Below are 26,448 nucleotides of genomic sequence, written 5' to 3'. Positions count from 1 at the left end.
GGGGACAGCCGGGCGGGGTCGGGGGCACGACACGGGGTGGATGAGGCGCCCGTGTCGGACGCAGGATCCACGTAAGATTGGCCTCAAATACTCAGATCAGTAGCAAGTACGAACGCGGCCGACGTACTGGCCGAAGGCGTTGTACTGGGCGACCCAGCCGCAGCGGTGATAGCCGTAGTAATAGGGTTCGTTGCTGGCGGCGATCGCGGTGCCGACGATGGCGGCAGTGGCGATGCCGGCGCCGACACCCCAGCCCCAGCCGAGCGGCTTGGCCTGAGCGGTCGAGGTCGTTGACGCGACACCAGCGGTGACGGTGAGGGCTGCGAGAGCGACGGCGGCAATCTTGGTCTTGATCGACATGTGAAATTCCATCCGGGTTGAGGCGGTCCGTTGTGGTCCGCGTGCCCAATTGGACGAAGGCTTGCCGGATCAGGTTCGAGCGCGCGCGCCGCGACTCGCCGCTCCGGCTCTTTCTCGAACGATTTCAGGTGGATGAGAGCTAGCCGAGGGGACCCTTGGCGAGCCTGTTCACGTCGAAGTTATCGACCTCAGTCAGCAGCTCGCAAAAGGCGCGTGCGCCCTGGTCGAGCAGCTGCTCGCCCTTCGCCGGCACCGCCAGCGTCGCATTGCCGATCGCGCCGCTCGGGTGCAGATCCTGCGCCTGCCAGGCAAAGGGCGCGGGCCGCTGCGTCGAGAGCCAGCGATATTGTTGCTCCATCGCGATGCTGCTCGCGGGAAAATCCGCGATCGCGTTGGCGCGCACCTGGTCGGGATAGCGCGCCAGCATGATCGAGGTCTCGACCGCACCACCATGAATGCCGTGGCGCACTTCATCTGATGGGAACAGCTTGTCCGCAGCCGACAGCCGCGACCACGACGTCGTCACCACGAACAGCTTTTGATGCGCACGAAGATCCTGCGCCACCAGCATCATCGCCGCGCTGTTGCCGCCGTGGCTGGTGATGATGACGAGCTTTTTCACGCCGCGTCGTGCGATGTCCTCGCCGATTCCCGTCCAGCGCCTCAGCGCCACCTCGGTCGGCAGCGTCTGCGTGCCCGGATAGTCGATATGCTCGGTGGAGATGCCGACGGGTTCAACGGGCAGGAACGTCACCGGAAGAGACTCGGGCAGCAGCTCGTGCACGCGCGCCAGATAGGCCTCGCCGATCAGCACGTCAGTCTCGTATGGCAGATGCGGGCCGTGCTGCTCGGTCGCCGCCAGCGGCAGCACCGCGATCCAGCGCGACGCTTCCGTCGGACCAATGTCGGTCCAGCGGATCTCGGTCCAGTCGCGGGAAGGCGTCATCAAGGTTTCTTTGCCCGAATTTGTCACGTAGTTTGGGGTTATCAGGGGACGCGGGCCCGGCCGGCTCGCGTCCCCTGATGTGTTGCGGTTCTATCGTGTTGTTGTCACATCGGCTAGAAGCGATCGACGGAGTGCATTCATGAGCCCCTCTCATCTGCGGCGAGCGTTAATGGCGGGCTTGCTGGCCTCTGTGGTATCGATCCTGCCGGCGCGCAGCGAGACCCTGGACAAGGTCACCTTCGGCACCAATTGGGTCGCCGAGGCCGAGCATGGCGGCTTCTTCCAGGCGGTCGCAGACGGCACCTACAAGAAGTACGGGCTCGATGTCAGCATCGTGCCGGGCGGGCCGAACGAGAACAACCGGATGCTGTTGGTCGCCGGCAAGATCGATTTCTTCATGGCTGCGAACACGCTGATGTCGTTCGACGCGGTCGCCAACAACGTTCCCGTGGTGACGATCGCCGCGATGTTCCAGAAGGACCCGCAGGTGCTGCTGTCGCAGCCCGACGCGAAGGTCGCCAAGCTTGAGGACCTCAAGCCGCTGACGCTGTTCGTTTCCAAGGAGGGCATGTCCAGCTATTTCCAGTGGCTCAAGTCCGAATACGGCTTCAGCGAGAAGAACGTCCGCCCCTATAATTTCAATCCGCAGCCCTTCATCGCCAATCCCAAGAGCGCGATGCAGGGCTACGTTACATCAGAGCCCTTCGCGGTCGAGAAAGCCGGCGGCTTCAAGCCCAACGTCATCCTGCTCGCCGATGCAGGCTTCAACACCTATTCGACGCTGATCGAGACCCGCCGCGACATCGTCGAGAAGAAGCCGGACCTGGTGCAGCGCTTCGTCGATGCCTCGATCGTCGGCTGGTACAATTACATCTATGGCGACAATTCCGCCGGCAATGCCATGATCAAGAAGCTCAATCCTGAAATGACCGACGATCTGCTCGCCTATTCCGTCGCCAAGATGAAGGAGTACGGCATCGTCGATTCCGGCGACAGCGTGAAGGGCGGCATCGGCGCGATGAGCGACGAGCGCTACACGTCCTTCTTCAACAAGATGGTGAAGGCCGGCGTGGTGAAGGGCGATCTCGACTTCCGCAAGTCCTACACGTTGCGCTTCGTCAACAAGGGCGTCGGCGTCGAGCTGCGCCCCGCCAAGCCGTAACGCCAGCGTTGATGTCGTCAGCCAAGCCTTCATCCACGGTCGAGGCCAGCCTGACGGCGCTTGCCGTCAGCCTGCGCGGCGTGACGAAGGTCTACGACACCGGCGTCATGGCGCTCGGTCCGCTCGATCTCGCGGTCCGCAAAGGCGAGTTCATCTCGCTGCTCGGGCCCTCGGGCTGCGGCAAATCGACGGCGCTGCGGCTGATTGCAGGGCTCAGCCAAGCATCATCGGGCACAGTGCGGGTGTCGCGCCACGAGGGCGAGGTGCAAATTGGCCATATTCGTCAAGGTCATGGCATCGGCTTCGTGTTCCAGGAGCCGACCCTGATGCCGTGGAGTAGCGTGCGCGAGAACGTGCGGCTGCCGCTGAAGCTTGGCGGCATCGCGAAGGCCGAAGGGCGGGCACGCGCCGATGCGGCGCTCGCGAGCGTCGGGCTTGCCGACTTCGCCGATGCGTTTCCGCGCGAATTGTCCGGCGGCATGAAGATGCGGGTCTCGCTCGCCCGCGCGCTCGTCACCGATCCTGACATCCTGCTCATGGATGAGCCGTTCGCCGCGCTCGACGAAATCACGCGCTTCCGCCTCAACAACGATCTGCTGGCGCTGTGGCGCAGCCTTGGCAAGACCGTCATCTTCGTCACCCATTCGGTGTTCGAATCCGTCTACCTGTCGCAGCGCGTCGTGGTCATGACGGCGCGGCCCGGCCGCATCCAGGCCGATATCCGCATCGAAACGGTCGAGCCGCGCGGCGAGGAGTTTCGCACCTCGGCGGCGTACTCGGATTATTGCCGGCGCGTCTCGGCCGCGCTCGCGCCGTCTTATTCAGGGCAGTCGACGCTGTGAACGCGCAAGCCCCGGTCCCCGCAAAGCCGTCGGGCGCGCAAAGCGCGGTGCGCTTCGTGCTGCCCATCATCGTGTTCGCGGCGGGCCTTGCCGTCTGGGAGCTCGTGGTTCGCATCAGGGAGATTCCGCCTTACGTGTTGCCGGCGCCGTCAGCGATCTTCCTGACGCTGATCAAGGACTGGGCGGTGTTGTCACAATCGCTCGCCGCCACGCTGCTGACGACGCTGGAAGGTTTTGTCGCCGCAAGCATCGGCGGCATCGCGCTGGCGCTGTTGTTCAACCAGTCGAAATGGGTGGAATATTCGCTGTTCCCCTATGCCGTCGTGCTGCAGGTGACGCCTGTCATCGCGATCGCGCCGCTGCTGCTGATCTATCTGGAGCAGCAGACTGCCGTCGTCGTCTGCGCCTTCATCGTCGCCTTCTTCCCGGTGCTGTCCAACACCACGCTCGGGCTCAATTCGGTTGACCGCAATCTCGCCGGCCTGTTCCAGCTTTATGGCGCATCCAAGCCCCAAACCCTGCGTTTCCTGAAACTGCCCGCAGCATTGCCCTATATTTTGGGCGGCCTGCGCATCGCTGGCGGCTTGTCGTTGATCGGCGCCGTCGTCGCCGAGATCGCTGCGGGAACGGCGGGTGCCGGCTCGGGCCTTGCCTACAGGATCGCCGAGTCGGGCTATCGCTTGAACATACCCCGCATGTTCGCAGCGCTGCTGTTGTTGTCGCTGGCCGGGATTGTCATCTATGGGGTGCTGGCGCTAATTTCCCACCTCGTTTTACGGCGCTGGCATGAGAGCGCGCTTGGAAAGGAAAACTGATGTCTACCGGTTCGATTTCGTCCGACAAGATCGATCTTTTGATCTATGGGCCGGCGCGGCCGATCCTCGAGAACGGGTTTTCCGATCATTTCGTCGTGCACAAGGCCGAGACGCGCGGTGACCTCGAGCGGCTGACGCCGGCGATCCGCGACAAGATCCGCGGCGTCGCCGTGACCTATCACACCGTCCGCGCCGACAAGGATTCGCTGTCGCAGCTGCCCAAGATCGAGATGGTGGCGAGCTTCGGCGTCGGCTACGACCATATCGACGCCAAATACGCGGCCGAGCACAACATCATCGTCACCAACACGCCCGACGTGCTGACCGAGGAAGTCGCCGACGTCGCGATGGGCCTTCTGATCTCCACTGTGCGCGAATTCATCAAGGCCGATCGCTATGTGCGCTCGGGTCTCTGGCAGACGCAGAACTATCCGCTCAGCGTCGGCTCGCTGCGCGACCGCAAGGTCGGCATCGTCGGCATGGGCCGGATCGGGCAGGCCATCGCGCGCCGGCTCGATGCCTCGCTGGTGCCGGTGGTCTATCACTCCCGCAATCCGTCCAAGGACGTCTCCTACAAGCACTACCCTGACCTGATCGAAATGGCGAAGGCCGTGGACACGCTTGTCGTGATCGTGCCCGGCGGCGCTGCTACCGACAAGATGATCAATGCGGAGGTGCTGAAGGCGCTCGGCCCGCGCGGCGTGCTGGTCAACGTCGCCCGCGGTTCCGTCGTCGACGAGCAGGCACTGGTCCAGGCGCTGAAATCAGGCACCATCCTCGCCGCCGGTCTCGATGTATTTGCCGCCGAGCCGAACGTGCCTGACGAGCTCAAGGCCATGCAGAACGTCGTGTTGCTGCCGCATATCGGTTCGGCCTCGGTGGTGACGCGCAACGCCATGGACCAGCTCGTGGTCGACAACCTCAAATCATGGTTCTCCGGCAAGCCGCCGCTGACGCCGGTGGCCGAGACGCCGTTCAAGGGGCGCTGATGCAAATTCTCAGGGTCGTTGCATTCGCCGTCGCGGCCGGCATGGCCGCGATCGGCATCGCGCATGCGCAGGACGCGACGACCCTGAAAAAGGAGATGGTCGGGCAGTGGGAGCTCTCGACCACCGAACGCAGCAAGACCTGCGTCGTCACGATGAAGGGCGACGCCGCGGGACAGGGGTTCAAGCTCGAGCTTGAGCCGGCCTGCAAGGCCGCGCTGCCCTTCACCAAGGACATCGTCGCCTGGAGCGTCAAGGGCCTGGATATCGTCCGCTTGCAGGATGCATCAGGTGAATCCGTGATCGACTTCACCGAGGTCGAGGCCGGTATCTTCGAAGGGCTCCGACAGGGCGAGGGCGTCTACATCCTGCAGGACCTCGCTGCCGCCCGCTCCATGGCCAAGTCGATGGACCAGATGATCGGCGACTGGGCGATGGTCCGGGGCAATGGCCAGCCGATCTGCGGGATAACGCTGACCAACACGGAAGCCGACCAGGACAATTTCCAGGTTTTCCTCAAGCCGAAATGCGACGCGGCCATCACCCAGTTCAATCCGACGCAATGGCGGCTCGAGCGCGGCCAGATCATCCTGATGTCGAAATCAGGCGAGGTCTGGCAGTTCGAGGCCGACGACAATGCACAATGGCGGCGGGTTCCCGATACGGCCGACCCCTTGATCATGCTGCGCCAATAGGGGCCCGTCCGGTCCCGCAATTTTTCTGGGGCTCATGTCGATCCGGCACCGGCTGGATCGTCATCTGGATAGCGAGCTGATCGCGCGGCCGGCCCGGCCGTGTCTCGCCTTATCAGGAGTTTTGCATGCGGTTCATGTACATCGTCACCTCCAGTCAGCCCATGAAAGGCCCGAGCCCCGCGCTGATGGAGGCCATGCAGAAAATATCCGAGCGGGAAATCAAGGCCGGCCGGATGATCGACAATGGCGGGCTGATGCCGCTTGCGACCGGCGCCCGCGTGCGCATCGTCGACGGCGAGCTCAGCGTGATCGATGGCCCTTTTATCGAGGCCAAGGAAGTGATCGGCGGCTACGCCATTTTCGAGCTGCGCGACAAGGCGGAGGCCCTGGCCATGGCCAAGGAATTCATGCAGCTGCACCTCGATCACATGCCGGGCTGGGACGGGACCTGCGAATTGCGGGCGTTCGCCACGCCGGGCGTGGACGGGGCCTGCGAGGTTGATGCCAAATCGGCCGTAGCCGCTCACGCCTGATGGCCACCTGCGCGCCACCCGGTCGGCGGCGATGACGGCCGCCGACATCGATCAAGCCGTCCGTGCCACGATTCACGCAACCTGGCGCATCGTGCAGCCGCGGCTGATCGCGACGCTGTCGCGGATGTTGCGCGACGTGCCGCTTGCTGAAGAGCTGACCCAGGACGCGCTGGTGGCGGCGCTGGAAGCGTGGCCCGCCACCGGTGTCCCGGATAATCCCGGCGCCTGGCTGATGACGACCGCGAGGCGCCGTGCGCTCGATCATCTGCGCCGCGGCAGGATGCTGAGCGACAAGCACGACATGCTGGCGCGGGACATGTTGCAGGAGCAGGGGATCGTGCCCGATTTCGATGCCGCGCTCGACGACGACATCGGCGATGAGTTGCTGCGGCTGATCTTCACGGCTTGTCATCCGATCCTGTCGCGCGAGGCGCGCGCGGCACTGGCGCTGCGCATGATCTGCGGCTTGACCACGTCCGAGATCGCGCGCGCCTATCTCGTGCCCGAAGCCACCATCTCCCAGCGTATCCTTCGCGCCAAGCGGTCGCTGTCGAATTCCGGTCTCGCCTATGAGACGCCATCAGGTGAGGCTCTCTCGGAGCGTCTCGCCTCGGTGCTCGAGGTCGTCTACCTGATCTTCAACGAGGGCTATCTCGCGGCGCATGGCGAGGAATGGCTGCGTCCGCAGCTCTGCGACGAGGCGCTGCGCATGGGGCGGGTGCTCGCGGGTCTCGCCCCGGACGAGCCGGAGGTGCACGGCCTTGTCGCCCTGATGGATTTGAATGCCTCGCGGGCCCGTGCGCGGACCGATGCGAACGGTGATCCCGTTCTGCTGATGGATCAGGATCGCGCGCTCTGGGACTGGTTGCAGATCCGCAGCGGCCTGCATTCGCTCGAACGCGCCGGCGACCTCGGAGGCGCCGGTGGATTCTACGCGCTCCAGGCCGCGATTGCGGCGTGCCACGCCAGAGCGGAGACTGCCGCAGCGACCAACTGGCAGCGCATTGCACAGCTTTACGCCGAGCTGGCACTGCTGGTGCGCTCGCCGATCATTGAGCTCAACCGTGCGGTTGCGGTCGGCATGGCCGAGGGGCCGCAAGCCGGCCTCGACCTGCTGGACGCAGTCGCTGGCGAGCCGGCGCTGGCGACCTATCATCATCTGCCGGCGGTTCGCGGCGACCTGCTGCAAAAGCTTGGACGGCTCGCAGAAGCGCGGCAGGCTTTCGAAGCCGCCGCGCATCTTGCGACCAACGGACGCGAGCGTGTGCTGATGCGGCGCCGCGCCGCCGCCCTCGACGCTTAGACTATCCAGAGCATGATCCGGAAAAGTGCGCAGCGGTTTTCCCTCGCGACAAACGCGGAACGCGTTTGCGCGGAGATCATGCTTGAACAACAACCCAAAGCGCGACGACGATTCATCCCAATCTCATCGCGCTTCAGGTCGTCACCTTGGGCGGCGGCGCGGTGCCCTGGGCCCATTTCTCCATCTTGCCGAGCACGCCCCACGCGGTCAGCGCGAGCGAGATCGGGAGCGCGAATTGGCTCAGGCCCGGCACCGCACTCGCGATCGTTCCCAACAGCCCCGCAAGACCTCCCGCATTGGGGCTTGCGGTCACCGCGGAAAGCAGCGCGGTGATGAGCGAGCCGCCGATACCGAGCGCCGTCTTCTTGCCGTCGAGCATCTTGCCGATGGTCTCGCCAAGCGCACCGTTGACCTGGCCGAGCACGGGCTTGCCGTCCTTGTTGAGAAGGGTGCTCAGCAGGTCGACGATCGGTTTCAGTTGATCGGCAGGTGCGGGTGCAGGGGCGCCTGGTGTGGTTGGTCCAGTCGTCGGGACTGCGTTGTTGGCGAGAGCCAGAAGCCGTTCGAGCAGGCCGATCGGATCGTTGGCCACTGTCGTCCCTCCGGATATGACATTTCCTGACGTCGTGCCTCCCTTGGTCGCGCCTCCGCCTTGCAGCAATTGCCCAAGACTCTCCAGGCGCGACAGGATCTGGGACAGATCGACGGTGGGCATCTGGACCGGTTGTATCCCTGCGCGCGTGACGGCTGCGATCGTGGTCCCGTCGAGCAAGCCGGTGTCCTGCAGGCCGTTCTGCTGCTGGAACAGCGAAACCGCCGCCTTGGTCTTCGGTCCGCTGATACCGTCTTCGACCAGGGGCGGCTTGGCGCCGAGCCTGTTGAGGGTCTGCTGCATCAGCAGCACCGACGACGTCTCGTCCTCGTCGGGCTCGGAATGCGGGGCAATGGACGGGCTGTCGTCGAAATTGATCGAGGAATCCTGCGACATCATCGCGTGCAGGATGACCGCGGTGCCGAGCTGGGAATCGATATGGTTGGGATCGAAAACGTGGTCGGCCACGAATTTGCCGGCCCTCGCCTCGGGCTGCCCGTACAGGGTCGAGCCGCCGTAGAGGTAAGGCGAGTTGACGCCCTTGGCGTGATAGCCAAGGCCGTTGAAGCATTCGAGCCGGTACAGGGTGCGCGCGATGCACCAGTCCTGCGCGCCGACGAAGTTCTGGATCCTCAGCGCATCCACGGCGCCTTCGACAAACGAGGCGAACGGGCCGCGCCCTTTCGGAACGAGGCTTGTCACGCGATGCAGCGACTCGCCGTTGCCGAGATAGGTATCGAAATCGAAATTGGATTCGCGATAGTGGCAGAGCGCGACGAAGCACCAGGGCACGCCGGTCAGCCGCTCGACCTGCTGGTAGGTCGCCTTGCCGCTGATGGCCTTGCGTGCCGTTGCCTTGGCCTCGGCAAGTCGTGCGGGCCGGATCTGGAGATTGGCCCAGTTGCTCTCATACCCGCTCTTCAGGCTCTCGTATGACACCATTTCCTGCTCCCGCGAGTTGATGAAATATCGGTTCGTTGTGCAAATCAGGCGTGAGCCGCGTGCTGCCGTCGGGCGGGCACGTCCTCTGGGTGTGGTTCGGCAAATGTGGCAGGCCATCGCCGGAGTGCGTGTGAAATGACTTACAGATGCGGCGCGAAAGGTTGCGGTCAAAGGACGCAATCGTCCCCACACGCAACGCGGGAACCGGCCGAGCGGCCGTCCGTTAGCAATCAGGATGGTCCAGCTCGAGAATCTAGCAATGGCCAAGCGAATCCTTGCGATCGGCATCGAACCCGGCAGTGCGGATTACAGCGCCTTTCCGCAGCTCACGCCCGCGCTCGTGCGCAACTATATCGAAGCGCAGCTCCTGCGCCTGCGCGGCCTCGGCTACGAGGTCACAAGCTGTCTGATTGATCTCGATGCGACCGCTGAAGCTGCGGTGACGGCGGCGCTGCGCGACGAGCGCTTCGACTGCGTCGTCATCGGCGCGGGCCTGCGCGAGCCGAAGGAGCGGCTACGGCTGTTCGAGAAAGTGCTCAACCTCGTCCATCAGCTGGCGCCGCAGGCTGCGATCTGCTTCAACACGACGCCCGCCGACACCGCCGAAGCCGTGCAGCGCTGGGTCGATCCGTGATCGCGGCAAGCGCCTCTTTCCGGTGGTGCGCGGATCATGTTGCATGATAGGATTCATGCAACCATTCCTAGAGCATAATTTTGCCGGATCCTGCGATGCTCAGAGCCGTCGTCATCGTCGTTGTCGCCCTTGCGTTGTCCGCCTGCGATGTCGTCGCCGTCGTGAAGGACGGCATGCGTCAGGCCGCGGCGGTCGAAGGCGATCTCGAGCAGTTGACCGGCGTCAAGCCGCAGGTCGGCTTTAACTGGCACAATGGACGCCTCACATCGGTGACCGTCCTGTTTCCGAAGCTTTATGACACCAAGCCCCTGGGGGATCTCGCCGGCCTCGTGCGCGCGGCGGTAATCAAGGAATTCAAGCAGACGCCGGACGCGATCGTGCTCTCATTTACACTCGACAAAGGGCCCTCGATCTGAGGCGGTGCAAAGGTCGTCGATGGGTGTCGCGACAGGCAGGCGCTTTGGCGCGAGGATCGGGGGTGTGCCGAATCCAGGCGAAATTTCTAGCCCGGGATCGCTTCAAACGCTATGACTGACCCGATCAAATGGAGGATTCGGAATGCTTCGACGCCTTGGAATTGCAGTATGTTTCTCGGTTGCGATGGCCGTCCCGGTCCATGACGCGATGGCGCAGGACGCCGTCGGCGGCGCCATCATCGGCGGCGTGGGCGGGGCGATTGTGGGCGGCGCGCTTGGCGGTGGCCGCGGTGCGGCCATCGGTGCCGTCGTCGGCGCCGGCACCGGAGCCGCAATCGCCGCCGAAGGCGAACGCCGCCGCTCCGGCTATTATGCCTATCAGCGCGGCTGCTACATGCAGCGCCGGGACGGCCGTTACGTCCCGGTCGATCCCAGGTACTGCTACTGAGGCGATCTCGCGCCGGCGCTGTCTCGCACGCGCCGGCTTGCCATGTCTGATCTGATCGTTGTGTCTGATCGCGCTGCTTAAGCGGCGCTGGCCCGTGTGACTGCGTCGCCAAGCACGGCATTGGTGTAGGCCTTGCCGCCGATGCCCCACAGGCCGTCCACCGCATAGAACCATGTTGACGACAATCCGCTTGCGCGGCTTGCGACCATATCACGATCGTTATATAACGATCGTGATTGCGATCGCACGGCGCGGGCGACGCCGTCAATAAAGAGGCCGCGCGCGCATGATCGCGGCTGCCGGCCGTGGCTTCCGCCGCCGGGGCAATTCAAGCGAGGAGTGCGAGATATGCGCCTGTCGAACTATCTCTTTTTCACGACCCAGTGTGAACCGGCGCTTGCCTTCTACGCGGCGTGCGGTCTCGGCAACGTCACCGAGATCATGCGTCATGGCCAGCCCGGCATGCCGCTCCGGAATCCCGCGATGCGGGGCAAGATCATGCACGCGAAGTTCGAAGGCCCCGGCATCTGTTTCTATGCATCGGACAACGACGACGCCGAGCCGATGCGCGGCTCCGCTCATATCCTGATCATGGATGATCAGGAGGCAACCACAGATCTGTTCGCGCGTCTTGCCGAGGGCGGCACGATCACCACGCCGCTCGGCATCCAGCCCTGGGGTGACTATTACGGCAAGCTCACCGATCGCTTCGGTGTGCAATGGATGTTGAACTGCGCGTTGGCGCGCGCTTAGGGCGAGAGCCTGGCGCCCGTCGCAATCAATTTCGCGCCGCCGGCGCTTCCGGCATGATCTGTCGCAGCGGCTCCGGCGAGATCGATATCTGGCCGGTGAACGGACGGTCGTGTGCCGCGATCAGCAGCACCGAGGTGGCGACGCCGGTCGCGAACAGGCCCATCGCGATCGCCGATCCCAGATATTCAGATCAGCCGCATTCCGCGCAAGCTCGCATGCCCGCTCTTGCCGACGATGATGTGGTCGTGCACCGAAATCCCGAGCGGCTTGGCGATCTCGATGATTGCCTTGGTCATCTGGATGTCGGCTTGCGATGGCGAGGGGTCGCCGCTGGGATGATTGTGCACCAAAATTAGCGCAGTCGCCGACAGCTCCAGTGCGCGCTTGATCACCTCGCGCGGATAGACCGGGGTGTGGTCGACGGTGCCGGTCTGCTGCACCTCGTCGGCGATGAGCTGGTTGCGCTTGTCGAGAAAGAGCAGGCGAAACTGCTCCTTGTCGGCGAAGGCCATGCTGGTGCGGCAATAGGCGATCACCTCGTTCCAGGACGATAGCGCGTTGCGGCTGTTGACCTCGCCCTTGGCGACGCGATGCGCGGCCGCCGCGATCAGCTTGAGCTGGTTGATCGCGGCCTCGCCGACGCCGTCGACCTCGCGCAGCCGTGCCACCGGCGCATGCACGACCTCGGCGAATGAGCCGAACACCTTGATCAGCGTCTTCGCCAAGGGCTTGGTGTCGCGTCGCGGCAGCGCCGGAAACAGCGCCATCTCCAACAGCTCATAGTCGCTGAGCGCGTCCGCGCCGGCGCTGTAGAAGCGCTCGCGCAGCCGCTCGCGATGGCCGAGATAGTGCGGCGTGTCGTCGGGCTTGCTCTTGTCGGCGTCGGTCTTGGTGGGCATCGCGCGCCAGCATTGCCGCGGATCATCGCTTTTGCAACCGTCAATTGCGGCGGTTTCGGCCGCGCGTGGCGAAGAGAGGTCCTTTCGCGGCCGGTGATAGGCGCCTCACGCGCTTCACAAAAAAATTCGACTTCACCGTTTCCAGCCGGCCGGCCCATTCGTCTTGCTATCTGTGAGCTCCCCATATTCCGCGCGCCCTCCGGCGGGCAGGTCGAGCTCCTGATGGAGATCAATCGATGTGGCCGTTCCGAAGTCTTTCACGCCGCACAGTTCTTGCGCGGAGTGCCGTCGCGACCCTTGCCGTGGCCGCGCCGACCCTCAGCCGGCCTGCGAAATCAGAGACCGACGAACGCAAGGCTCGCCTCGACCGGGTGATCGATCGCGCTATAGCCGCGCGGCGCATCGTCGGCAGCGTCGTCTTGGTGATGCGGGATGGCGACTTCGTCTATCGCCGTGCTGCTGGTTTTGCGGATCGCGAGGCCGCGTCGCCGATGCGCGAGGACGCCATGTTCCGCCTTGCCTCACTGTCGAAGCCGATCGTCTCGGCCGCCGCCATGATGCTGGTCGAGCGCGGCGTGCTGGATCCGCAGGACCCCGTCACCAAATGGCTGCCGGATTTCCGGCCGCAGACCGCGGATGGAAGAATCCCGGAGATCACCATCCATCATCTGCTCACTCATACCGCCGGCCTCTCCTATGGATTCCTGCAGCCGCCTGATAGCCCCTATCAGCGTGCCGGAATCTCCGACGGCCTCGACCGGTCCGACATCACGCTCGACGAGGAGATCCGCCGTATCGCCGCCGCGCCGCTGCTCTACCAGCCGGGCACGCGATGGGGCTATTCGCTCGCGACCGACGTGCTCGGCGCCGTCATCGCGAAGGCGACCGGCGAGCCCCTGCCGGACGCTGTCCGCCGCCTGGTCACGACGCCGCTTGCGATGCGTGACACGACCTTCGTCGTCGAGGACGGAGCGCGGCTCGCGGTGCCCTACGTCGACGGCAAGCCGGGGCCGGCGCGGATGGCAGACCCGCATCTTGTGCCCTTCCGGGGCCCCGGGATCATTCATGCCTCGCCCTCGCGCGCGCTCGATCATCAGGCCTTTCCGTCGGGCGGCGCCGGCCTTGTCAGCACGGCCGGCGATTATGCCCGCCTTGCCGAGGCGCTCCGCCTCGGTGGCGCGCCGGTCCTGAAAGCGTCGACGGTACAGCGGATGACGACCAGCCGGATCGGCGAACTGACGCCGACGGGACTTCCCGCCTGGGGTTTTGGCTACGGGGCTTTCGTGCTGAAGGACAGCGCATTGGCGAAATCGCCGCAAGGGGCGGGAACATGGACCTTCAACTGCGCCTATGGCCAGAGCTTTTTCGTCGATCCCGTCGCAAGGCTGACCGTCATCGCCTTCACCAATACCGGGCTTGAGGGCGGTTTTGGTGCTTTCCCGGTCGAAATTCGTGACGCGGTCTATGGGCAGGGCAGCTGAGCGAAAAAAATCTGCACCGACCGTTTCCTTTTCACCTCCCGTTCGTCTCAGCGGTATGGGCCTCGCCGAGCGGCCAGAACAATCTTCGAAGGAGAACCTCGATGCCAGAGATCAAAACCAGGCCATCGCGACGAGTCGTCGTTGCCACCGGCCTTGGTGCCGGCGCACTGCTCGCCGCCCAGATCGTCCCGTCCCACAGCCAGACCAGGAGTTCCAACATGGAAGCCACCATCCGCACCGGCAGCGACATCACCACCCTCGTCAACGTCTTCACGGTCGAGCCTGACAACCAGCAGAAGCTGGTCCAGCTCCTGAAAGAGGGCACGGAGACTTTCTTCAGCAAGCAGCCCGGCTTCATCTCGTCCAGCGTGCACGCCGGCAAGGAGGGCGGCCGCGCCATCAACTATTCGCAGTGGCGGAACGCCGAGGATATCGAGAATTTCCGCAAGGATCCGAAATTCGCGCCTTACATCCAGCGCCTCGCCGCGATTGCGAAGGCCGAGACCATCCTGTGCGAGGTCGTCGAGGTCAATCACGCCTGACCTGCGTGTGGCGCTGCGATCTCGGTTGACGTATCACGCGTACGGATGACGGGAGGCCTGGCTTGGCAGACGATGTGACCGGCAATGGTGCGGGGGCGGTCCGACAAACCGCCCTTCAGGCTCTCGAACGCCTTGCAGTGGAGATGCGGCCGCAGCTGCATCGTTACTGCGCGCGCATGACGGGCTCCGTTATCGACGGCGAGGACGTGCTTCAGGAGGCGCTGCTCAAGGCGTTCGAGGCCGCACCGGGGACCGAGCCGCTGGACAATCCGGAAGGCTGGCTGTTCCGCATCGCCCATAATTCGGCGCTGGATTTCCTGCGCCGGCGCGCCCGCTACAACGCTGCTCACGCCGATGAAGATCTGGACATGATCCCCGCTTTGACCAGCCCCGTGACCGAACGCGAGACCGTCACCGCGAGCCTCGGGACCTTCATGCGCCTGCCGGTGGCGCAGCGCAGCGCGGTCATCCTGCGCGACGTGCTCGGATATTCCGTCGACGAGGTCTGCAGCATCATGTGCGGGAGCGTTGCGGCCACCAAGGGCGCACTGCAACGCGGCCGCGTTCGCCTGCGTGAACTCGCGGCGGAGCCCGACGACGTCAGGCCTCCTGAACTCGAGACCGCCGAACGCGCCCGCCTGACACACTATGTCGAGCGCTTCAACGCGCGCGATTTCGAGTCCTTGCGCGACATGCTGGCCGACGATGTGCGGCTGGAGATGGTCAACCGGACGCGCCGGGCCGGCCGCCGCGACGTCAGCGAATATTTCGGGCGCTATGCCGAGACCAGCCCCTGGCATTGCGTCCCGGGCTTCGTCGATCGGCGCCCTGCGATCATCATGTTCGATCCGCAGGATCCCTCAGGTCCGCCGCGCTACTTCGTCCTCCTCGATTGGGAAAACGGCAGCATCGTCAACATCAGGGATTTTCTGTTCGCGCATTACGCAATCGAAGGCGCAGAGCTGTTCACGCTGGACCGATGAAGTCGAGGTGGAAGCAGATCAGCCGATCTGCTTCTCGCCATGCCGCTCCGAGAGCGTGAAGATCTCGACGCCGGTGGCGGTGACGCCGACCGAGTGCTCGAACTGCGCCGACAGCGAGCGATCGCGCGTCACAGCGGTCCAGCCGTCGGACAGGATCTTCACATGCGGCTTGCCGAGATTGATCATCGGCTCGATGGTGAAGAACATGCCGGGCTTGAGCTGCACGCCTTCGCCGGGCCGGCCGATATGGATGATGTTCGGCTCGTCGTGGAACATGCGGCCGAGACCATGGCCGCAGAAATCGCGCACCACGCTCATGCCCTGCGGCTCGACGAAGCTCTGGATAGCGTGGCCGATGTCGCCGGTGGTGGCGCCGGGCTTCACGGCGGCGATGCCGCGCATCATCGCTTCATAGGTCACTTCGATCAGCCGCTCGGCCTTGCGCGCGATCGGGCCGACCGCATACATCCGGCTGGAATCGCCGTACCAGCCGTCGACGATGAAGGTGACATCGATGTTGACGATGTCGCCTTCCTTCAGCGGACGGTCGCCGGGCATGCCGTGGCAGACCACGTGGTTGAGCGAGGTGCAGGTTGAATAGCGATAGCCGCGATACATCAGCGTCGCCGGATAGGCGCCGTGGCTGAAGGCGAAGTCGCGCACGAACTCGTCGATACGGTCGGTCGGCACGCCCGGGCCGACGATGTCGGTGAGCTCGTCGAGGCACTTCGCCACCAGAGCACCCGCCTTGCGCATGCCGGCAAAGGCGGCCGGCCCATGCAGCTTGATCTGTCCGGTCTTGCGCAGGGAGGTATCGGTGGCTTCGACGTAGCTCATGCGGGCTGGTTCTTCTGGCTCGGGCCCGTTACGGGCGGAAAGGCTTGATTTCAGGCCCTAATTTAATGATTGCGGGCCTTGGTGCAAGCTTGGCTTACCCGCCATGCGCCCGAAAGCAGGCTCAATTCGGGACTTCTACGGTGGTTTCGACCGGCAGCGCCCCGCCGCGGACGCGGATTTCGCGGACGGGGTAGGGAACCCGGATGCCCTCGCGCTTGAAGGCATCCCACAGCGCCAGCATCACGTCGCTCTTGACGGCATCCATGCCGTCGGGGTCCGCAAGCCAGAGCGTCAGCGAGAACTTCATGCCGGCCTCCGCGAACTCGGTCAGCAGGCAGTTCGGCGGCTTGCCCTTTTGCGCGCGCGGATGGGCGGAGGCGGTCTCGATCGCGAGCCTGCAGACCAGCTTGGGGTCGGCGTCGTAATTGGTGCCGAAGGTGATCTTCACCAGCGTGTTCTTGTCGGTATAGGTCCAGTTGACGACCTTCTGCGTCACCAGGTCCTCGTTCGGCACCAGGAATTCGCGGCCGTCGCCGGCGGCGACGGAAATATAGCGCGTCTTCATCGCGCTGATGCGGCCGGTATTGTCGCCGATGGTGACGAGGTCCCCCGGCTTCACCGATTTGTCGGCGAGCAGGATGATGCCGGAGATGAAGTTGGCGACGATCTTCTGCAGGCCGATACCGATACCGACACCGACCGCGCCGGAGAACACCGCAAGCGCCGAGAGGTCGATGCCGACAGTGCCGAGCGCGATCACGATCGCGACCGCAAGCAGCCCGATGCGGATGATCTTGATCAGCAGCACCTGGACCGATGGCGTCAGATCGGTCGTCGAGTTGATCTTGCTCTCGGCGAAATTGCTGGCGATGTTGGTGAGCCAGAGCGCGAAAATCAGCAGTGCGCCGGCCTTGAGTAGCAGCAGCGGCGTCAGCCTGAGTCCGCCGAGCACGATGGCGTAGGAGTCGAGCAGGTCGACCGTGCTGTCGAGCTGGCCGAGGATGGACAGCGCGGCGACGAACCAGGCCACGATCGACACCAGCCTGACGAAGAAGGCATTGCGCAGCACCGAGGTGACGAGCCGGATCGCGAGCCAGGCGAGCCCCAGCTTGGCGGCGACCATCAGGAGATAGGAGCGGCTCGGCCAGGTCGCGTGATACATCACCACCCGCGAGATGATCACCAGCAGCGTGAACACCGCCGTCGAGGCGCTCGAGACCATCACGCGGGCGAAGTGCCGGAGCGGCAGCGGCCAGCGGTTCGCCACCGAGCTCATGTCGACGCGGTTGTGAACGCCGGCGTCCGCCGCATAGGCGATCCCGGCCGCCGCCAGGATCAGCCCGAATTGCAGGTAGAACCAGGGCGAGGAGATCTCCGCTCCCACGCTGCGCGCAGTCGTCTGCACGAACTCCATGAGGTCTTTGAGGTCCATGTCCATTTGGTGGTCTCGGGGAAGCGGTCGGGCGGGTTTGATTCGAAGGCGCTGCAGAATCCCACAAAGGCTGCAGCCGAGCCATCGATACACCGTGAAGTGAAGCGCGTTAAGGCCGCAAAATACGGGCAGATTGCCGCGAGCAGCGAAAATGGGTTGGCGCAGGAGTGTGGCGACGATAAGGATGCAATTCCAGCGATTTGTACCCGGAAGGTGGATGGCCTCCCTCGACTCTTTCAGCATCGCCATTCTGCTCGGCGCCGTCCTCGTCATGGCCGGCATCCTGTCGAGCCTGCTCGCGCTGCGCTTCGGTGCGCCGCTGCTGCTTGTCTTCCTCGCGATCGGCATGCTGGCGGGTGATGCAGGTCCCGGCCAGCTCCAGTTCAACGATGTCGGCACCACCTATCTGGTCGGATCGGTGGCGCTCGCGCTGATCCTGTTCGACGGCGGGTTGAAGACGCGCTTTGCCAGCATCCGCACCGTGCTCGCACCCTCCGTGGTGCTCGCGACCGTCGGCGTGCTGCTGACCGCGCTGATCACGGCGCCGTTTGCGAAATACGCGCTCGACCTCAACTGGACGGAGTCGCTGCTGGTCGGCGCGGTGGTGGCCTCGACCGACGCGGCCGCGGTGTTCCTGCTGGTGCACACCCAGGGGCTGCGCCTGCGCCCGCGCGTCGGCGCGACACTGGAGGCGGAATCCGGCACCAACGATCCCTTCGCGATCTTCCTGACGCTCATGCTGGTCGAATACATCTCGCTGGGGTCGAGCAGCCCAGGCCATGTGGTGATGGAGTTTGTCCAGGAGGCGTTGCTCGGCGCCGTCGTCGGCGTGATAGGCGGACGCCTCGTCGTCATCGGGCTCAACAAGGTCGCGCTGCCGCAGGGCCTGCACGCCCCGTTCGTGACCACGGCTGCGCTGGTCATCTTCGGCGGCTCGCAAATCATGCACGCCTCGGGATTCCTTGCCGTCTATCTCGCCGGCATCATCATCGGCAACCGGCCGACACGCGCGCACAATTCGGTGGTGGCGTTCCTGGATGCCGCGACCTGGCTGGCGCAGATCGTGATGTTCGTGTTGCTGGGCCTGTTGGTGTCGCCGAGCCGGCTGGGCTCCAGCGTGCTGCCGGCGATTGCCGTCTCGCTGGTGCTGATGCTGGTGGCGCGGCCGATCGCGGTGTTCGTGTGCCTTGCGCCATTCCGCTTCAACTGGCGCGAAAAGATATTCATCGCCTGGACGGGCCTGCGCGGCGCGGTCGCGATTTTCCTGGCGTCGATCCCGATGCTGGTCGGCCTGTCCAAGGCCTATCTCTATTTCGACGTCGCCTTCGTCGTCGTGATCATCTCGCTGCTGCTGCAGGGCTGGACGCTGGCGCCCGCCGCGCGCAAGCTGCACGTGGCGCTGCCGCGCGCCGAGCGCGGGCCGCGTCGTGTCGAGCTGGATCTGCCGGGCCAGCTCGAGCAGCAGCTCGTCGGCTATCCGGTGCGGCCGAAGAGCCTGTATTTCCGCCGCGGCCTGATTCCATCCTGGTCGAAGCCGACGCTGGTGATCCGCAACGAGCACATCCTCACGCCCGCGGAAGCCGAGCCGGTCGCGCCCGGCGACTACATCTACCTGCTGGCGCCGCCAGAGAAGGCCGAGGCGCTCGACCGCTTCTTCGTCGACATGCAGCCGAGCACGGCACCCGATCCGCATCTGCTCGGCGACTTCGTGGTCTCGGGCGAGCACACGCTCGCCGAGCTCGCCGAGATCTACGGCGTGAAGGTGACCGAGGACGAGGGCAAGCTCACGCTTGCCGATTATTTCGACGTCCATCTCGACCGCGCGCCGAAGGAAGGCGCGGAGCTGCCGCTCGACGAGATCGTGCTGGTCGCACGTAGCATCTCCGGCGGCCGTGTCAATGTCGTCGGTCTGCGCCTGCCGGAAGACGACGAGACGCCGGCGCCACTGACGCGGCGGCAGGCGCTGCGGAAGAAGCTCGCGGAGATCTGGTCGTCGGTGGCGGGGGTTTAGGCCGCTCTCGTTTTTGGCGAACCGCTTCCACACCCTCGCTGTCATTGTCCGCGAAGGCGGGCAATCCAGTATTCCAGAGGCCGTGCTGGGACACGGAGAGGCCGCGGCGTACTGGATGCCCCGGTCAAGCCGGGGCATGACAGCGGTGAGTGGGGCTGCTGGTGCCTCTACGTCAGCACCTTCACCCCGCCGAACGACGTCACGCGGCCCTGCCTCAGCATCACGATCTGCGTCGCGAGCTGGCGCAATTCGGCGACGTCATGGCTGACATAGACCATGGGGATATTGGCCTCGTCCCGCAGCCGCACCAGGTAGGGCAAAATCTCGAGCTTGCGGGCCTCGTCGAGCGCGCCGAGCGGCTCGTCGAGCAGCAACAGGCGCGGCTTTGACAACAGCGCGCGGCCGAGCGCCACGCGCTGGCGCTCGCCGCCGGAAAGTTTTCCGGGACGACGGTCGAGCAGCGCGCCGATGTCGAGCAGCTCGATCACGCGCGTGTGCTGGGCAGCATCGGGCGCGAGGCGGTTCATCCGCCTTCCATAGTCAAGATTTTGCGCGACGTTGAGATGCGGAAACAGCCGCGCATCTTGGAAGACGTAGCCGATGCGGCGGCGCCAGGTCGGCACATGAATGCCGGCCGCGGTGTCGTCGACCGTCTCGCCGTCGATGATGATGGTGCCGCGGTCGGGCCGCAAGAGGCCGGCGATCATGTTGATCAGCGAGGTCTTGCCGGCGCCGGACGCGCCGAACAGGCCGGTGACGCGGCCCTCGCTGGCGAAGGTCGCGTGCAGCGAGAACTCGCCAAGCTGCTTTTCGACGTCGACACGCAGCATGGTCAATTCCCGTGCAGGCGCGCGGTGGCGCGGCGGGCGAACCATTCGGCGCCGATGAGCGCGCCGAGCGCGAGCACGATCGAGACGATGACAAGGCGGCCCGCCGCCGCATCGCCGTCAGGCGTCTGGATCAGCGAATAGATTGCCGACGAAATCGTCTGGGTCTCGCCGGGAATGTTGGAGACGAAGGTGATGGTGGCACCGAACTCGCCGATCGCCTTGGCAAAGCCGAGCACCATGCCGGCGAGCACGCCGGGCAGCGCCAGCGGCAGCGTCACCGTGAAGAACACTTTGAACGGCGCGGCGCCGAGCGTCTCGGCGGCCTGCTCGAGCTTGCGGTCGATCGCCTCGATCGACAGCCGCATCGGCCGCACCAGCAGCGGAAACGACATCACGCCGCAAGCGAGTGCTGCTCCAGTCCAACGGAAGGCGAAGACGATGCCGAGATGATCGGCGAGGAAGGCGCCGACAAGGCCGCGACGGCCGAAGGTGAGCAGCAGCAGGTAGCCGGTGACGACAGGCGGCAGCACCAGAGGCAGATGCACGATCGCATCGAGCACCGACTTGCCCCAAAAATCCCTGCGGGCGAGCAGCCACGCCAAGGCAATGCCGAATGGCGTTGCCACCAGCGTCGCGATGATTGCGACCCTGAGCGAGAGCAGGATCGCCGTCCATTCAGCGGGAGAGATGTCGAGCACGAAAAATCAGGTCGTCGGGCTGATCAGGAATTTAAAGCCGTATTTTTCAAGAATGGTCTTGGCCGCCGACGTCCGCAGGAAGGCGAGATAGTCGTTCGTCTCCTGCTTCGCGGTGGTGGTTGCCGCGACGGGATAGATGATCGCGGGATGCGAATCCGCCGGGAAGGTGCCGACGATCTTCACGCCGGGCTCGACCTTGGCGTCGGTGGAATAGACGATGCCGAGATTGGCTTCGCCGCGGGCCACCAGCGTCAGCGCGGCGCGCACGCTCTCGGCCATGGCGAATTTCGGCTCAGCGGCCTGCCAGGCCCCCAGCTTCTCCAGCGCGGCCTTGGCGTATTTCCCGACTGGCACGGATTTCACATCGCCGGTCGCGATCCTGCCGTCGCCGGCGAGTTTTGCGAGGTCGAAGCCTTGCGCGATGGTGACGTTGTCGATCTTGGAATCCTTCGGCGCGATCAGCACGATGCTGTTGCCGAGCAGGTTGACCCTGGAAGCCTCGTTGATGGTCTTCCTGGAGGCGGCGTAGTCCATCCAGTCGGTGTCGGCGGAGACGAATACATCGGCCGGCGCGCCTTGCTCGATCTGCTTGGCCAGCACGGAGCTTGCGGCATAGCTGACACTGAACTTGATGCCGGTCTTGGCGGTGTAGGCGGCGTCGATTTCGTCGAGCGCGTTCTTCATCGAGGCGGCAGCGAAGACCGTGATGGTCTTGTCCTCGGCGCTCGCAGGCGCGAGGCTCGCGAGCATGACGAAGGCGGTGAAAAGTCCGGCGATACGATACATGGATGGCGCTCCGTGCGAGCCCGCGCGCGCAAACGTACGCGCAATTCTGGCGTTGGGTGGATGAGGCGACGGGCGGAAGCGCTGTTCCCGCGTCCCCGCAACGGCTTACGGCCGGCGGGGATATCGCAGCTCTCGAAGATAGCAGGTGAAGGCCTCACGTCAAAGCCGACGGTTTGTCTGACCAGACCCGCTTATTGGGCGGCCGGCAGGATCGAAATCGACAGCGAATTGTCCTTGGCGCCGCTGATCTGGAGCACGAACGGCTTGTCCGACAGCTCGTATTTCATGGTCTTGCGGATGCCGTCGCAATCGGTCGCGCCGCTAAAGGCCACAGGCTTGAGGAAATGCCCGTCCTGGACCAGATCGACCCAGGCGCCCGAGGACAGGCTGATCGCGTAGAGCCCGGCTTTCGCCGCCTTGATGCTGGTGAAGCCGGCAAAGGTGCCATCCTTCGGCGCGCGCTCGGGCGGCGAGGGCAGCTTTGCGTCCTGCGGCGCGACCAGCCCCAGCGTGACCGCCGAGGACGGCACCGCCGCCTGCTCGGCTCCCGAGGCGAGCTTGGCACGGTCAGGTGCGGTCAGTGCGGCCCGGTCGCGCTCGATCGGCCATTTGAACTTGTCGCAGCCGCTGGGCTCCTCCGCGGCGAAGGCGGAGGTCGCGCCGATCGAGAGCACGGCAAGGAGAGTGAGGACGCGCATGGCAAATTCTCATCGTTGGCCACGCGTGGGCGCGGCTTGCGGTCAGGTTTTGTCGGAGGCGGGATGCGCATCCCGAAAATGCCGCGGACTTACGGCCGCGCGGCGAGTGCCGATATTAGCGCATTTGAATGGTGCGTACCAACCAACTCATCGTCATCCCGGATCTGCGCGCGCCTGCGGCGCGCTTGTCCGGGACGACGGCGGCGGGTGAGGCGGGACGCTGCCTCCCCACACGCCCTACGGCTTCGCATCGGCCGCGTGCAGCACGGCTTTGCAGGCCGCCGGCATCTGCGCCAGCGTCATCGGCGGTTTCGGCTTCGGCGGCTCCGGCGGCGGCTTGGGGTGCAGCACGCCCTCGCTGAACCAAAACGCGAAGTCGGAGGGCTTGCAGCCCTCGTCCTCGGATTGCGACGGCTGGCCGTGGCAGTCGCTGGCGCCCGCCGGGCAGCGCATGCGGATGTGGAAATGATAGTCGTGGCCCCACCACGGCCGGATCTTCGACAGCCAGGAGCGGTCGCCCTTGGCCTCGCGGCACAGCGCCTTCTTGATTGCGGGATTGACGAAGATGCGCTGCACCGCCGGCTCCTGCGCGGCATCGCGCAGCACCAGCACATGGGCGGGCGTGAACACTTTCGGATCGATGTCGAGGCGATCCTCGCGCACCATCATCACCGCGGACATCTCCTCGCGCTCCTCGCGCGAGAGACGGTGGTCCGGCATCGGCGTCAGCCAGATGTCGGCGTCCAGCCCGATCTGATGGCTGGCATGACCCGACAATGCCGGGCCGCCGCGCGGCTGGCCGATGTCGCCGACCAGAATGCCCGGCCAGCCCGCATCCTTGTGCGCCTTGGCGGCCAGGCGCTTGATCAGCGCGATCATATCAGGGTGGCCGTAGTTCCGATTGCGCGACAGCCGCATCACCTGCCAGGTGTCGCCGTTGAGCGGCATCTGCTCGGCGCCGCCGATGCAGCCCTTCACATAAGAGCCGATCACGTGCGCCGGCCCTTTCGAGGGCAGCAGCTTTCGCGCGAACAGCTCCTTGGCGCCGATCTTGGGATCGTTGGGATTGGCAAGCGGCGGCAGCGGCTTCGGGTTCACGCTGCCCTTGTCCTGGGCCAGCGCGCCGTTGGCGGCCAGGAGCGTCATCACAAGCAGGAGAGGGGCGATGCGGCGGGGACTCATGCTGCATCCTTATAACCCAACGCGGAGCCGATGCCGCATGCGGCGACGCGCCCAACACGACATTTAATTTTCCAATCGGATCATCCCAAAGTCGCATGCCGGGCCGTTCTTTAACGGTGCGATAACGCTATCCTGCATTGACCAAAATTCGTGCGCTGCTCGAGATGCATTTGCGTCCTGCATGCAAGCAGCGTCTGTTCCGGAATTGATTCATGGAGACTGCGCGTTTTTGCAGCTCGGCTCTCGCCGATGGCGAGGCGGAAGCAGGTTCGACGCGCCTGACGACGCTTCTCACGCCTCGCAAACAGGCAAAGCGGTCCTGCGCCAGGCCGCGCCGTCGGTGCCGCCGCTGGCCAAGATTACTTTTCTTTCAGACACTTGGAGCAAGAGTTGCGGCCGCTGGGCGCGGTTAAGGCGTGTGAAGTTGAGTTTGGGGTCCAAAAAAACAAGAAAGCGAAAGCAGGCCGTGATCGCGGGACGACAACCGCGCAAGCCGCGCTTTGCGCGCGCGACTCATCCTTCCGGCGCGCGTGACCAGCTCGTGCAAAGCCGCGCGGAAACTGAAGCCGCCATCGCGGAAGCCCGCAGGTCGCATGAGCGGCTGCGCCAGGCCGTCGATCTCCTGCCGCAAGGCATCGTCATCCTCGATCCCGAAGGCCGCTACGTTCTCTGGAACAAGCAGTATGCCGAGATCTACAGCAAGACCGCCGACCTATTCCGGGAAGGCGCGCGGCTGGAAGACACGCTGCGTGTCGGCGTTGCCCGCGGCGACTATCCAGAAGCGGCCGGTCACGAGGACGAATGGATCGCGGCGCGGCTAAAGAAGCTCTACGAGCCCGGCAAGCGCCACGAGCAGACGTTGTCCGACGGCCGCGTCATCCTGATCGAAGAACGCCGCACCGATGACGGGGGCGTGGTCGGTCTGCGCGTCGACATCACCGAATTGAAGCAGCGCGAGGCCTCGTTCCGCCTGCTGTTCGACGGCAATCCCGTCCCCATGATCGTCTGCGCGCTGGATGACGAGCGCATCCTCGGCGTCAACGACGCCGCGATCGTGCATTATGGCTACAGCCGCGCCGAATTCGAGAAGCTGAAGATCCGCTCGTTGCAGGCCTTCGACAGCGAGCCGCCCTGGACCACCGACGGGTCCAGCGACGAGCAGGCCGCGCGCACGTGGAAGCACGTCAAGGCCGACGGCGCGCTGATCGATCTTGCGATCTATTCCCGCGAATTGACCTATGCCGACCAGCCCGCGGTGCTGCTGGCGCTGATGGACATCACGGAGCGCAAGCGCGCCGAGGCGCGGCTCGCCTTCATGGCCCAGCATGACGCCCTGACCGGCCTGCCCAACCGCAACCTGCTGCGTCAGACCGTGGACGAAATGCTGCTGCACACGCGCCGCAGTCCCGAGAAGGTCGCAGTGCTGATGCTCGGGCTCGACAATTTCAAGTCGGTCAACGACACGCTGGGTCATGCGGTCGGCGACAAGCTGTTGCGCGGCGTCGCCAAGCGGCTGCGCTCGACCCTGCGCGAGGAAGACGCGTTGGCGCGGCTCAATTCCGACGAGTTCGCGATTGTCCAGAGCGGCCTGACGCGGCCCGAGGACGCGGTCGGCCTCGCAAAACGCCTGCTCGAGGCCATCGCCGATCCCTATCTGCTCGATGGCCATTCCGTGGTGATCCGCGCCTCCATCGGCATCGCGATGGCGCCGGGTGACGGCGATGAGTCCGAAAAGCTGCTCAAGAGTGCCGGCATGGCGCTGTCGCGCGCTAAGCTGGACGCGCGCGGCAGCTTCGCCTTCTTCGAGGCCGCACTCGATGCCAAGGCGCAGAGTCGCCGCAAGATCGAGGTCGAGCTGCGCGATGCCATCCAGCACGACGTGCTGCGGCCCTATTACCAGCCGCTGATCGATCTCCAGAGCGGCCGCATCACCGGCTTCGAGGCGCTGGTGCGCTGGCCGCATGCCGAGCGCGGCATGGTCTCGCCGGCCGAGTTCATTCCGGTCGCCGAAGAGACGGGGCTGATTAATCCGCTCGGTGGGCTGATGCTGCGCCGGGCCTGCCTGGATGCTGCGACCTGGCCGGACGACGTCCGCGTCGCCGTCAATCTGTCGCCGCTGCAGTTTCGCAGCGGCAACCTGCTCTCGATGGTGACCGACGCGCTGAAACACTCCGGCCTGCCGCCGCGAAGGCTCGAGCTCGAGATCACCGAGACGCTGCTGCTGGAGAAGAGCGCACAGGTGCTGGCGACGCTGCATGCGCTGCGGGCGCTCGGCGTGCGCATCTCGATGGACGATTTCGGTACCGGCTATTCCAGCCTCAGCTATTTGCGTAGCTTTCCCTTCGACAAGATCAAGATCGACCAGTCCTTCGTGCGCGATCTCGGCGCCAACCGCGAGGCGCAGGCGATCATCCGCTCCATCGTCAGCCTCGGCAAAGGCCTTGGGGTCATCATCACCGCCGAAGGCGTCGAGACCGAAGCAGAGCTGAGCTGCCTCCGCGCCGAGGGCTGCGACGAGGGGCAGGGTTTCCTGTTCAGCAAGGCGCGGCCCAACGCCGAGATCATCAGCCTCCTGGCCGCGCAGCGCGGCATCGACGCCACGGACGAGGAGGACGCCGCGCTGGTGGCGTGAGTTCACCTCT

Annotated in this window: 29 protein-coding genes; 16 read left to right on the top strand and 13 right to left on the bottom strand. The window is 64.9% G+C overall.

What is annotated here, in order from left to right; all coding sequences use genetic code 11:
• Positions 1 to 96 precede the first annotated feature (96 nt).
• Entirely contained in the window at positions 97 to 360 is a 264-nt protein-coding gene (locus L6639_RS06490) for a hypothetical protein (protein WP_237859947.1), read from the bottom strand.
• A 139-nt stretch (positions 361 to 499) separates the two neighbouring features.
• Entirely contained in the window at positions 500 to 1,306 is an 807-nt protein-coding gene (locus L6639_RS06485) for a creatininase family protein (RefSeq protein WP_237859944.1), read from the bottom strand.
• Between the two features lie 139 nt (positions 1,307 to 1,445).
• On the opposite strand from L6639_RS06485, the gene L6639_RS06480 reads away from it, so the two are divergent.
• From L6639_RS06480 to L6639_RS06450, 7 genes are all read left to right on the top strand, one after another.
• Positions 1,446 to 2,468, top strand: a complete 1,023-nt coding sequence (locus L6639_RS06480; RefSeq protein WP_237859940.1) for an ABC transporter substrate-binding protein — start codon at positions 1,446 to 1,448, stop codon at positions 2,466 to 2,468.
• Between the two features lie 11 nt (positions 2,469 to 2,479).
• Positions 2,480 to 3,310, top strand: coding sequence for an ABC transporter ATP-binding protein (locus tag L6639_RS06475; protein WP_237859938.1), 831 nt, complete (start codon positions 2,480 to 2,482; stop codon positions 3,308 to 3,310).
• A complete protein-coding gene (locus L6639_RS06470) occupies positions 3,307 to 4,125 on the top strand; it encodes an ABC transporter permease (RefSeq protein ID WP_237859937.1) in 819 nt (272 codons plus the stop codon). Before L6639_RS06475 ends, L6639_RS06470 begins: the two co-directional genes overlap by 4 nt.
• Positions 4,125 to 5,114, top strand: a complete 990-nt coding sequence (locus L6639_RS06465) for a 2-hydroxyacid dehydrogenase (RefSeq protein ID WP_237859935.1) — start codon at positions 4,125 to 4,127, stop codon at positions 5,112 to 5,114. The genes L6639_RS06470 and L6639_RS06465 overlap by 1 nt, the downstream gene beginning before the upstream one ends.
• Positions 5,114 to 5,806, top strand: coding sequence for a protease inhibitor Inh/omp19 family protein (locus tag L6639_RS06460; protein ID WP_237859933.1), 693 nt, complete (start codon positions 5,114 to 5,116; stop codon positions 5,804 to 5,806). The genes L6639_RS06465 and L6639_RS06460 overlap by 1 nt, the downstream gene beginning before the upstream one ends.
• 125 nt (positions 5,807 to 5,931) lie before the next feature.
• Positions 5,932 to 6,339, top strand: a complete 408-nt coding sequence (locus tag L6639_RS06455; RefSeq protein ID WP_237859931.1) for a YciI family protein — start codon at positions 5,932 to 5,934, stop codon at positions 6,337 to 6,339.
• A 31-nt stretch (positions 6,340 to 6,370) separates the two neighbouring features.
• Positions 6,371 to 7,642, top strand: a complete 1,272-nt coding sequence (locus L6639_RS06450) for an RNA polymerase sigma factor (RefSeq protein WP_237859929.1) — start codon at positions 6,371 to 6,373, stop codon at positions 7,640 to 7,642.
• A gap of 133 nt (positions 7,643 to 7,775) precedes the next feature.
• Here L6639_RS06450 and L6639_RS06445 read toward each other — a convergent pair whose 3' ends face one another.
• A complete protein-coding gene (locus L6639_RS06445) occupies positions 7,776 to 9,176 on the bottom strand; it encodes a peptidoglycan-binding protein (RefSeq protein WP_237859928.1) in 1,401 nt (466 codons plus the stop codon).
• A gap of 259 nt (positions 9,177 to 9,435) precedes the next feature.
• On the opposite strand from L6639_RS06445, the gene L6639_RS06440 reads away from it, so the two are divergent.
• The 3 genes from L6639_RS06440 (at position 9,436) to L6639_RS06430 (ending at position 10,674) form a co-directional block, all read left to right on the top strand.
• Positions 9,436 to 9,810 (top strand): hypothetical protein, encoded by a 375-nt coding sequence (locus L6639_RS06440; protein WP_237859927.1) that lies wholly within the window; start codon positions 9,436 to 9,438, stop codon positions 9,808 to 9,810.
• Positions 9,811 to 9,905: 95 nt separating this feature from the next.
• Complete coding sequence (locus L6639_RS06435; RefSeq protein ID WP_237859925.1) at positions 9,906 to 10,226, top strand: hypothetical protein; 321 nt, start codon at positions 9,906 to 9,908, stop codon at positions 10,224 to 10,226.
• Between the two features lie 142 nt (positions 10,227 to 10,368).
• On the top strand, positions 10,369 to 10,674 hold the full coding sequence (locus L6639_RS06430) for a hypothetical protein (RefSeq protein WP_237859923.1): 306 nt from the start codon (positions 10,369 to 10,371) through the stop codon (positions 10,672 to 10,674).
• A gap of 77 nt (positions 10,675 to 10,751) precedes the next feature.
• Here the strand turns inward: L6639_RS06430 and L6639_RS43040 are convergent, their stop codons facing one another.
• The gene (locus L6639_RS43040) at positions 10,752 to 10,883 is read right to left on the bottom strand and encodes a hypothetical protein (RefSeq protein WP_271608057.1); all 132 of its coding nucleotides are present in this window, start codon (positions 10,881 to 10,883) and stop codon (positions 10,752 to 10,754) included.
• Positions 10,884 to 11,022: 139 nt separating this feature from the next.
• Here L6639_RS43040 and L6639_RS06425 point away from each other — a divergent pair, with 139 nt between their 5' ends.
• On the top strand, positions 11,023 to 11,427 hold the full coding sequence (locus L6639_RS06425; protein WP_237859921.1) for a VOC family protein: 405 nt from the start codon (positions 11,023 to 11,025) through the stop codon (positions 11,425 to 11,427).
• Between the two features lie 25 nt (positions 11,428 to 11,452).
• Here L6639_RS06425 and L6639_RS06420 read toward each other — a convergent pair whose 3' ends face one another.
• Both L6639_RS06420 and radC read right to left on the bottom strand, forming a co-directional pair.
• Positions 11,453 to 11,590, bottom strand: coding sequence for a bestrophin-like domain (locus L6639_RS06420; RefSeq protein WP_237859919.1), 138 nt, complete (start codon positions 11,588 to 11,590; stop codon positions 11,453 to 11,455).
• 22 nt (positions 11,591 to 11,612) lie between these two features.
• A complete protein-coding gene (radC, locus tag L6639_RS06415; protein ID WP_237859917.1) occupies positions 11,613 to 12,326 on the bottom strand; it encodes a RadC family protein in 714 nt (237 codons plus the stop codon).
• Between the two features lie 236 nt (positions 12,327 to 12,562).
• Between radC and L6639_RS06410 the strand changes: the two genes are divergently transcribed.
• From L6639_RS06410 to L6639_RS06400, 3 genes are all read left to right on the top strand, one after another.
• Entirely contained in the window at positions 12,563 to 13,807 is a 1,245-nt protein-coding gene (locus L6639_RS06410; RefSeq protein WP_237859915.1) for a serine hydrolase domain-containing protein, read from the top strand.
• A gap of 101 nt (positions 13,808 to 13,908) precedes the next feature.
• The gene (locus tag L6639_RS06405; protein ID WP_237859913.1) at positions 13,909 to 14,349 is read left to right on the top strand and encodes an antibiotic biosynthesis monooxygenase family protein; all 441 of its coding nucleotides are present in this window, start codon (positions 13,909 to 13,911) and stop codon (positions 14,347 to 14,349) included.
• A 62-nt stretch (positions 14,350 to 14,411) separates the two neighbouring features.
• A complete protein-coding gene (locus L6639_RS06400; RefSeq protein WP_276575768.1) occupies positions 14,412 to 15,332 on the top strand; it encodes a sigma-70 family RNA polymerase sigma factor in 921 nt (306 codons plus the stop codon).
• 18 nt (positions 15,333 to 15,350) lie between these two features.
• On the opposite strand, the gene map is transcribed toward L6639_RS06400, so the two are convergent.
• Both map and L6639_RS06390 read right to left on the bottom strand, forming a co-directional pair.
• Complete coding sequence (gene map, locus L6639_RS06395) at positions 15,351 to 16,169, bottom strand: type I methionyl aminopeptidase (RefSeq protein WP_237859911.1); 819 nt, start codon at positions 16,167 to 16,169, stop codon at positions 15,351 to 15,353.
• Positions 16,170 to 16,290: 121 nt separating this feature from the next.
• Positions 16,291 to 17,607 carry a mechanosensitive ion channel family protein gene (locus tag L6639_RS06390; protein WP_237859909.1) on the bottom strand — a complete coding sequence of 439 codons (1,317 nt, stop codon included), beginning with the start codon at positions 17,605 to 17,607 and terminating at the stop codon, positions 16,291 to 16,293.
• A gap of 211 nt (positions 17,608 to 17,818) precedes the next feature.
• On the opposite strand from L6639_RS06390, the gene L6639_RS06385 reads away from it, so the two are divergent.
• Positions 17,819 to 19,612: a potassium/proton antiporter gene (locus L6639_RS06385; protein ID WP_237859907.1), complete on the top strand. Its 1,794-nt coding sequence runs from the start codon at positions 17,819 to 17,821 to the stop codon at positions 19,610 to 19,612.
• 167 nt (positions 19,613 to 19,779) lie between these two features.
• Here L6639_RS06385 and modC read toward each other — a convergent pair whose 3' ends face one another.
• The 5 genes from modC to mepA form a co-directional block, all read right to left on the bottom strand.
• Positions 19,780 to 20,442 carry a molybdenum ABC transporter ATP-binding protein gene (gene modC / locus L6639_RS06380; RefSeq protein ID WP_237859905.1) on the bottom strand — a complete coding sequence of 221 codons (663 nt, stop codon included), beginning with the start codon at positions 20,440 to 20,442 and terminating at the stop codon, positions 19,780 to 19,782.
• Positions 20,443 to 20,444: 2 nt separating this feature from the next.
• Positions 20,445 to 21,140 (bottom strand): molybdate ABC transporter permease subunit, encoded by a 696-nt coding sequence (modB, locus tag L6639_RS06375; protein WP_237859902.1) that lies wholly within the window; start codon positions 21,138 to 21,140, stop codon positions 20,445 to 20,447.
• Between the two features lie 6 nt (positions 21,141 to 21,146).
• A complete protein-coding gene (gene modA, locus L6639_RS06370; protein ID WP_237859899.1) occupies positions 21,147 to 21,926 on the bottom strand; it encodes a molybdate ABC transporter substrate-binding protein in 780 nt (259 codons plus the stop codon).
• 191 nt (positions 21,927 to 22,117) lie between these two features.
• The gene (locus L6639_RS06365; protein WP_237859897.1) at positions 22,118 to 22,624 is read right to left on the bottom strand and encodes a hypothetical protein; all 507 of its coding nucleotides are present in this window, start codon (positions 22,622 to 22,624) and stop codon (positions 22,118 to 22,120) included.
• 237 nt (positions 22,625 to 22,861) lie between these two features.
• Positions 22,862 to 23,806, bottom strand: a complete 945-nt coding sequence (gene mepA, locus L6639_RS06360; protein ID WP_237859895.1) for a penicillin-insensitive murein endopeptidase — start codon at positions 23,804 to 23,806, stop codon at positions 22,862 to 22,864.
• 466 nt (positions 23,807 to 24,272) lie between these two features.
• On the opposite strand from mepA, the gene L6639_RS06355 reads away from it, so the two are divergent.
• Positions 24,273 to 26,438: a putative bifunctional diguanylate cyclase/phosphodiesterase gene (locus L6639_RS06355; protein ID WP_237859893.1), complete on the top strand. Its 2,166-nt coding sequence runs from the start codon at positions 24,273 to 24,275 to the stop codon at positions 26,436 to 26,438.
• Positions 26,439 to 26,448 lie beyond the last annotated feature (10 nt).

It is taken from the genome of Bradyrhizobium zhengyangense (assembly GCF_022012555.1).
In the GTDB taxonomy this organism is placed as follows: Bacteria; Pseudomonadota; Alphaproteobacteria; order Rhizobiales; family Xanthobacteraceae; genus Bradyrhizobium; species Bradyrhizobium zhengyangense.
This window is presented reverse-complemented; position numbering and strand designations above follow the sequence as displayed.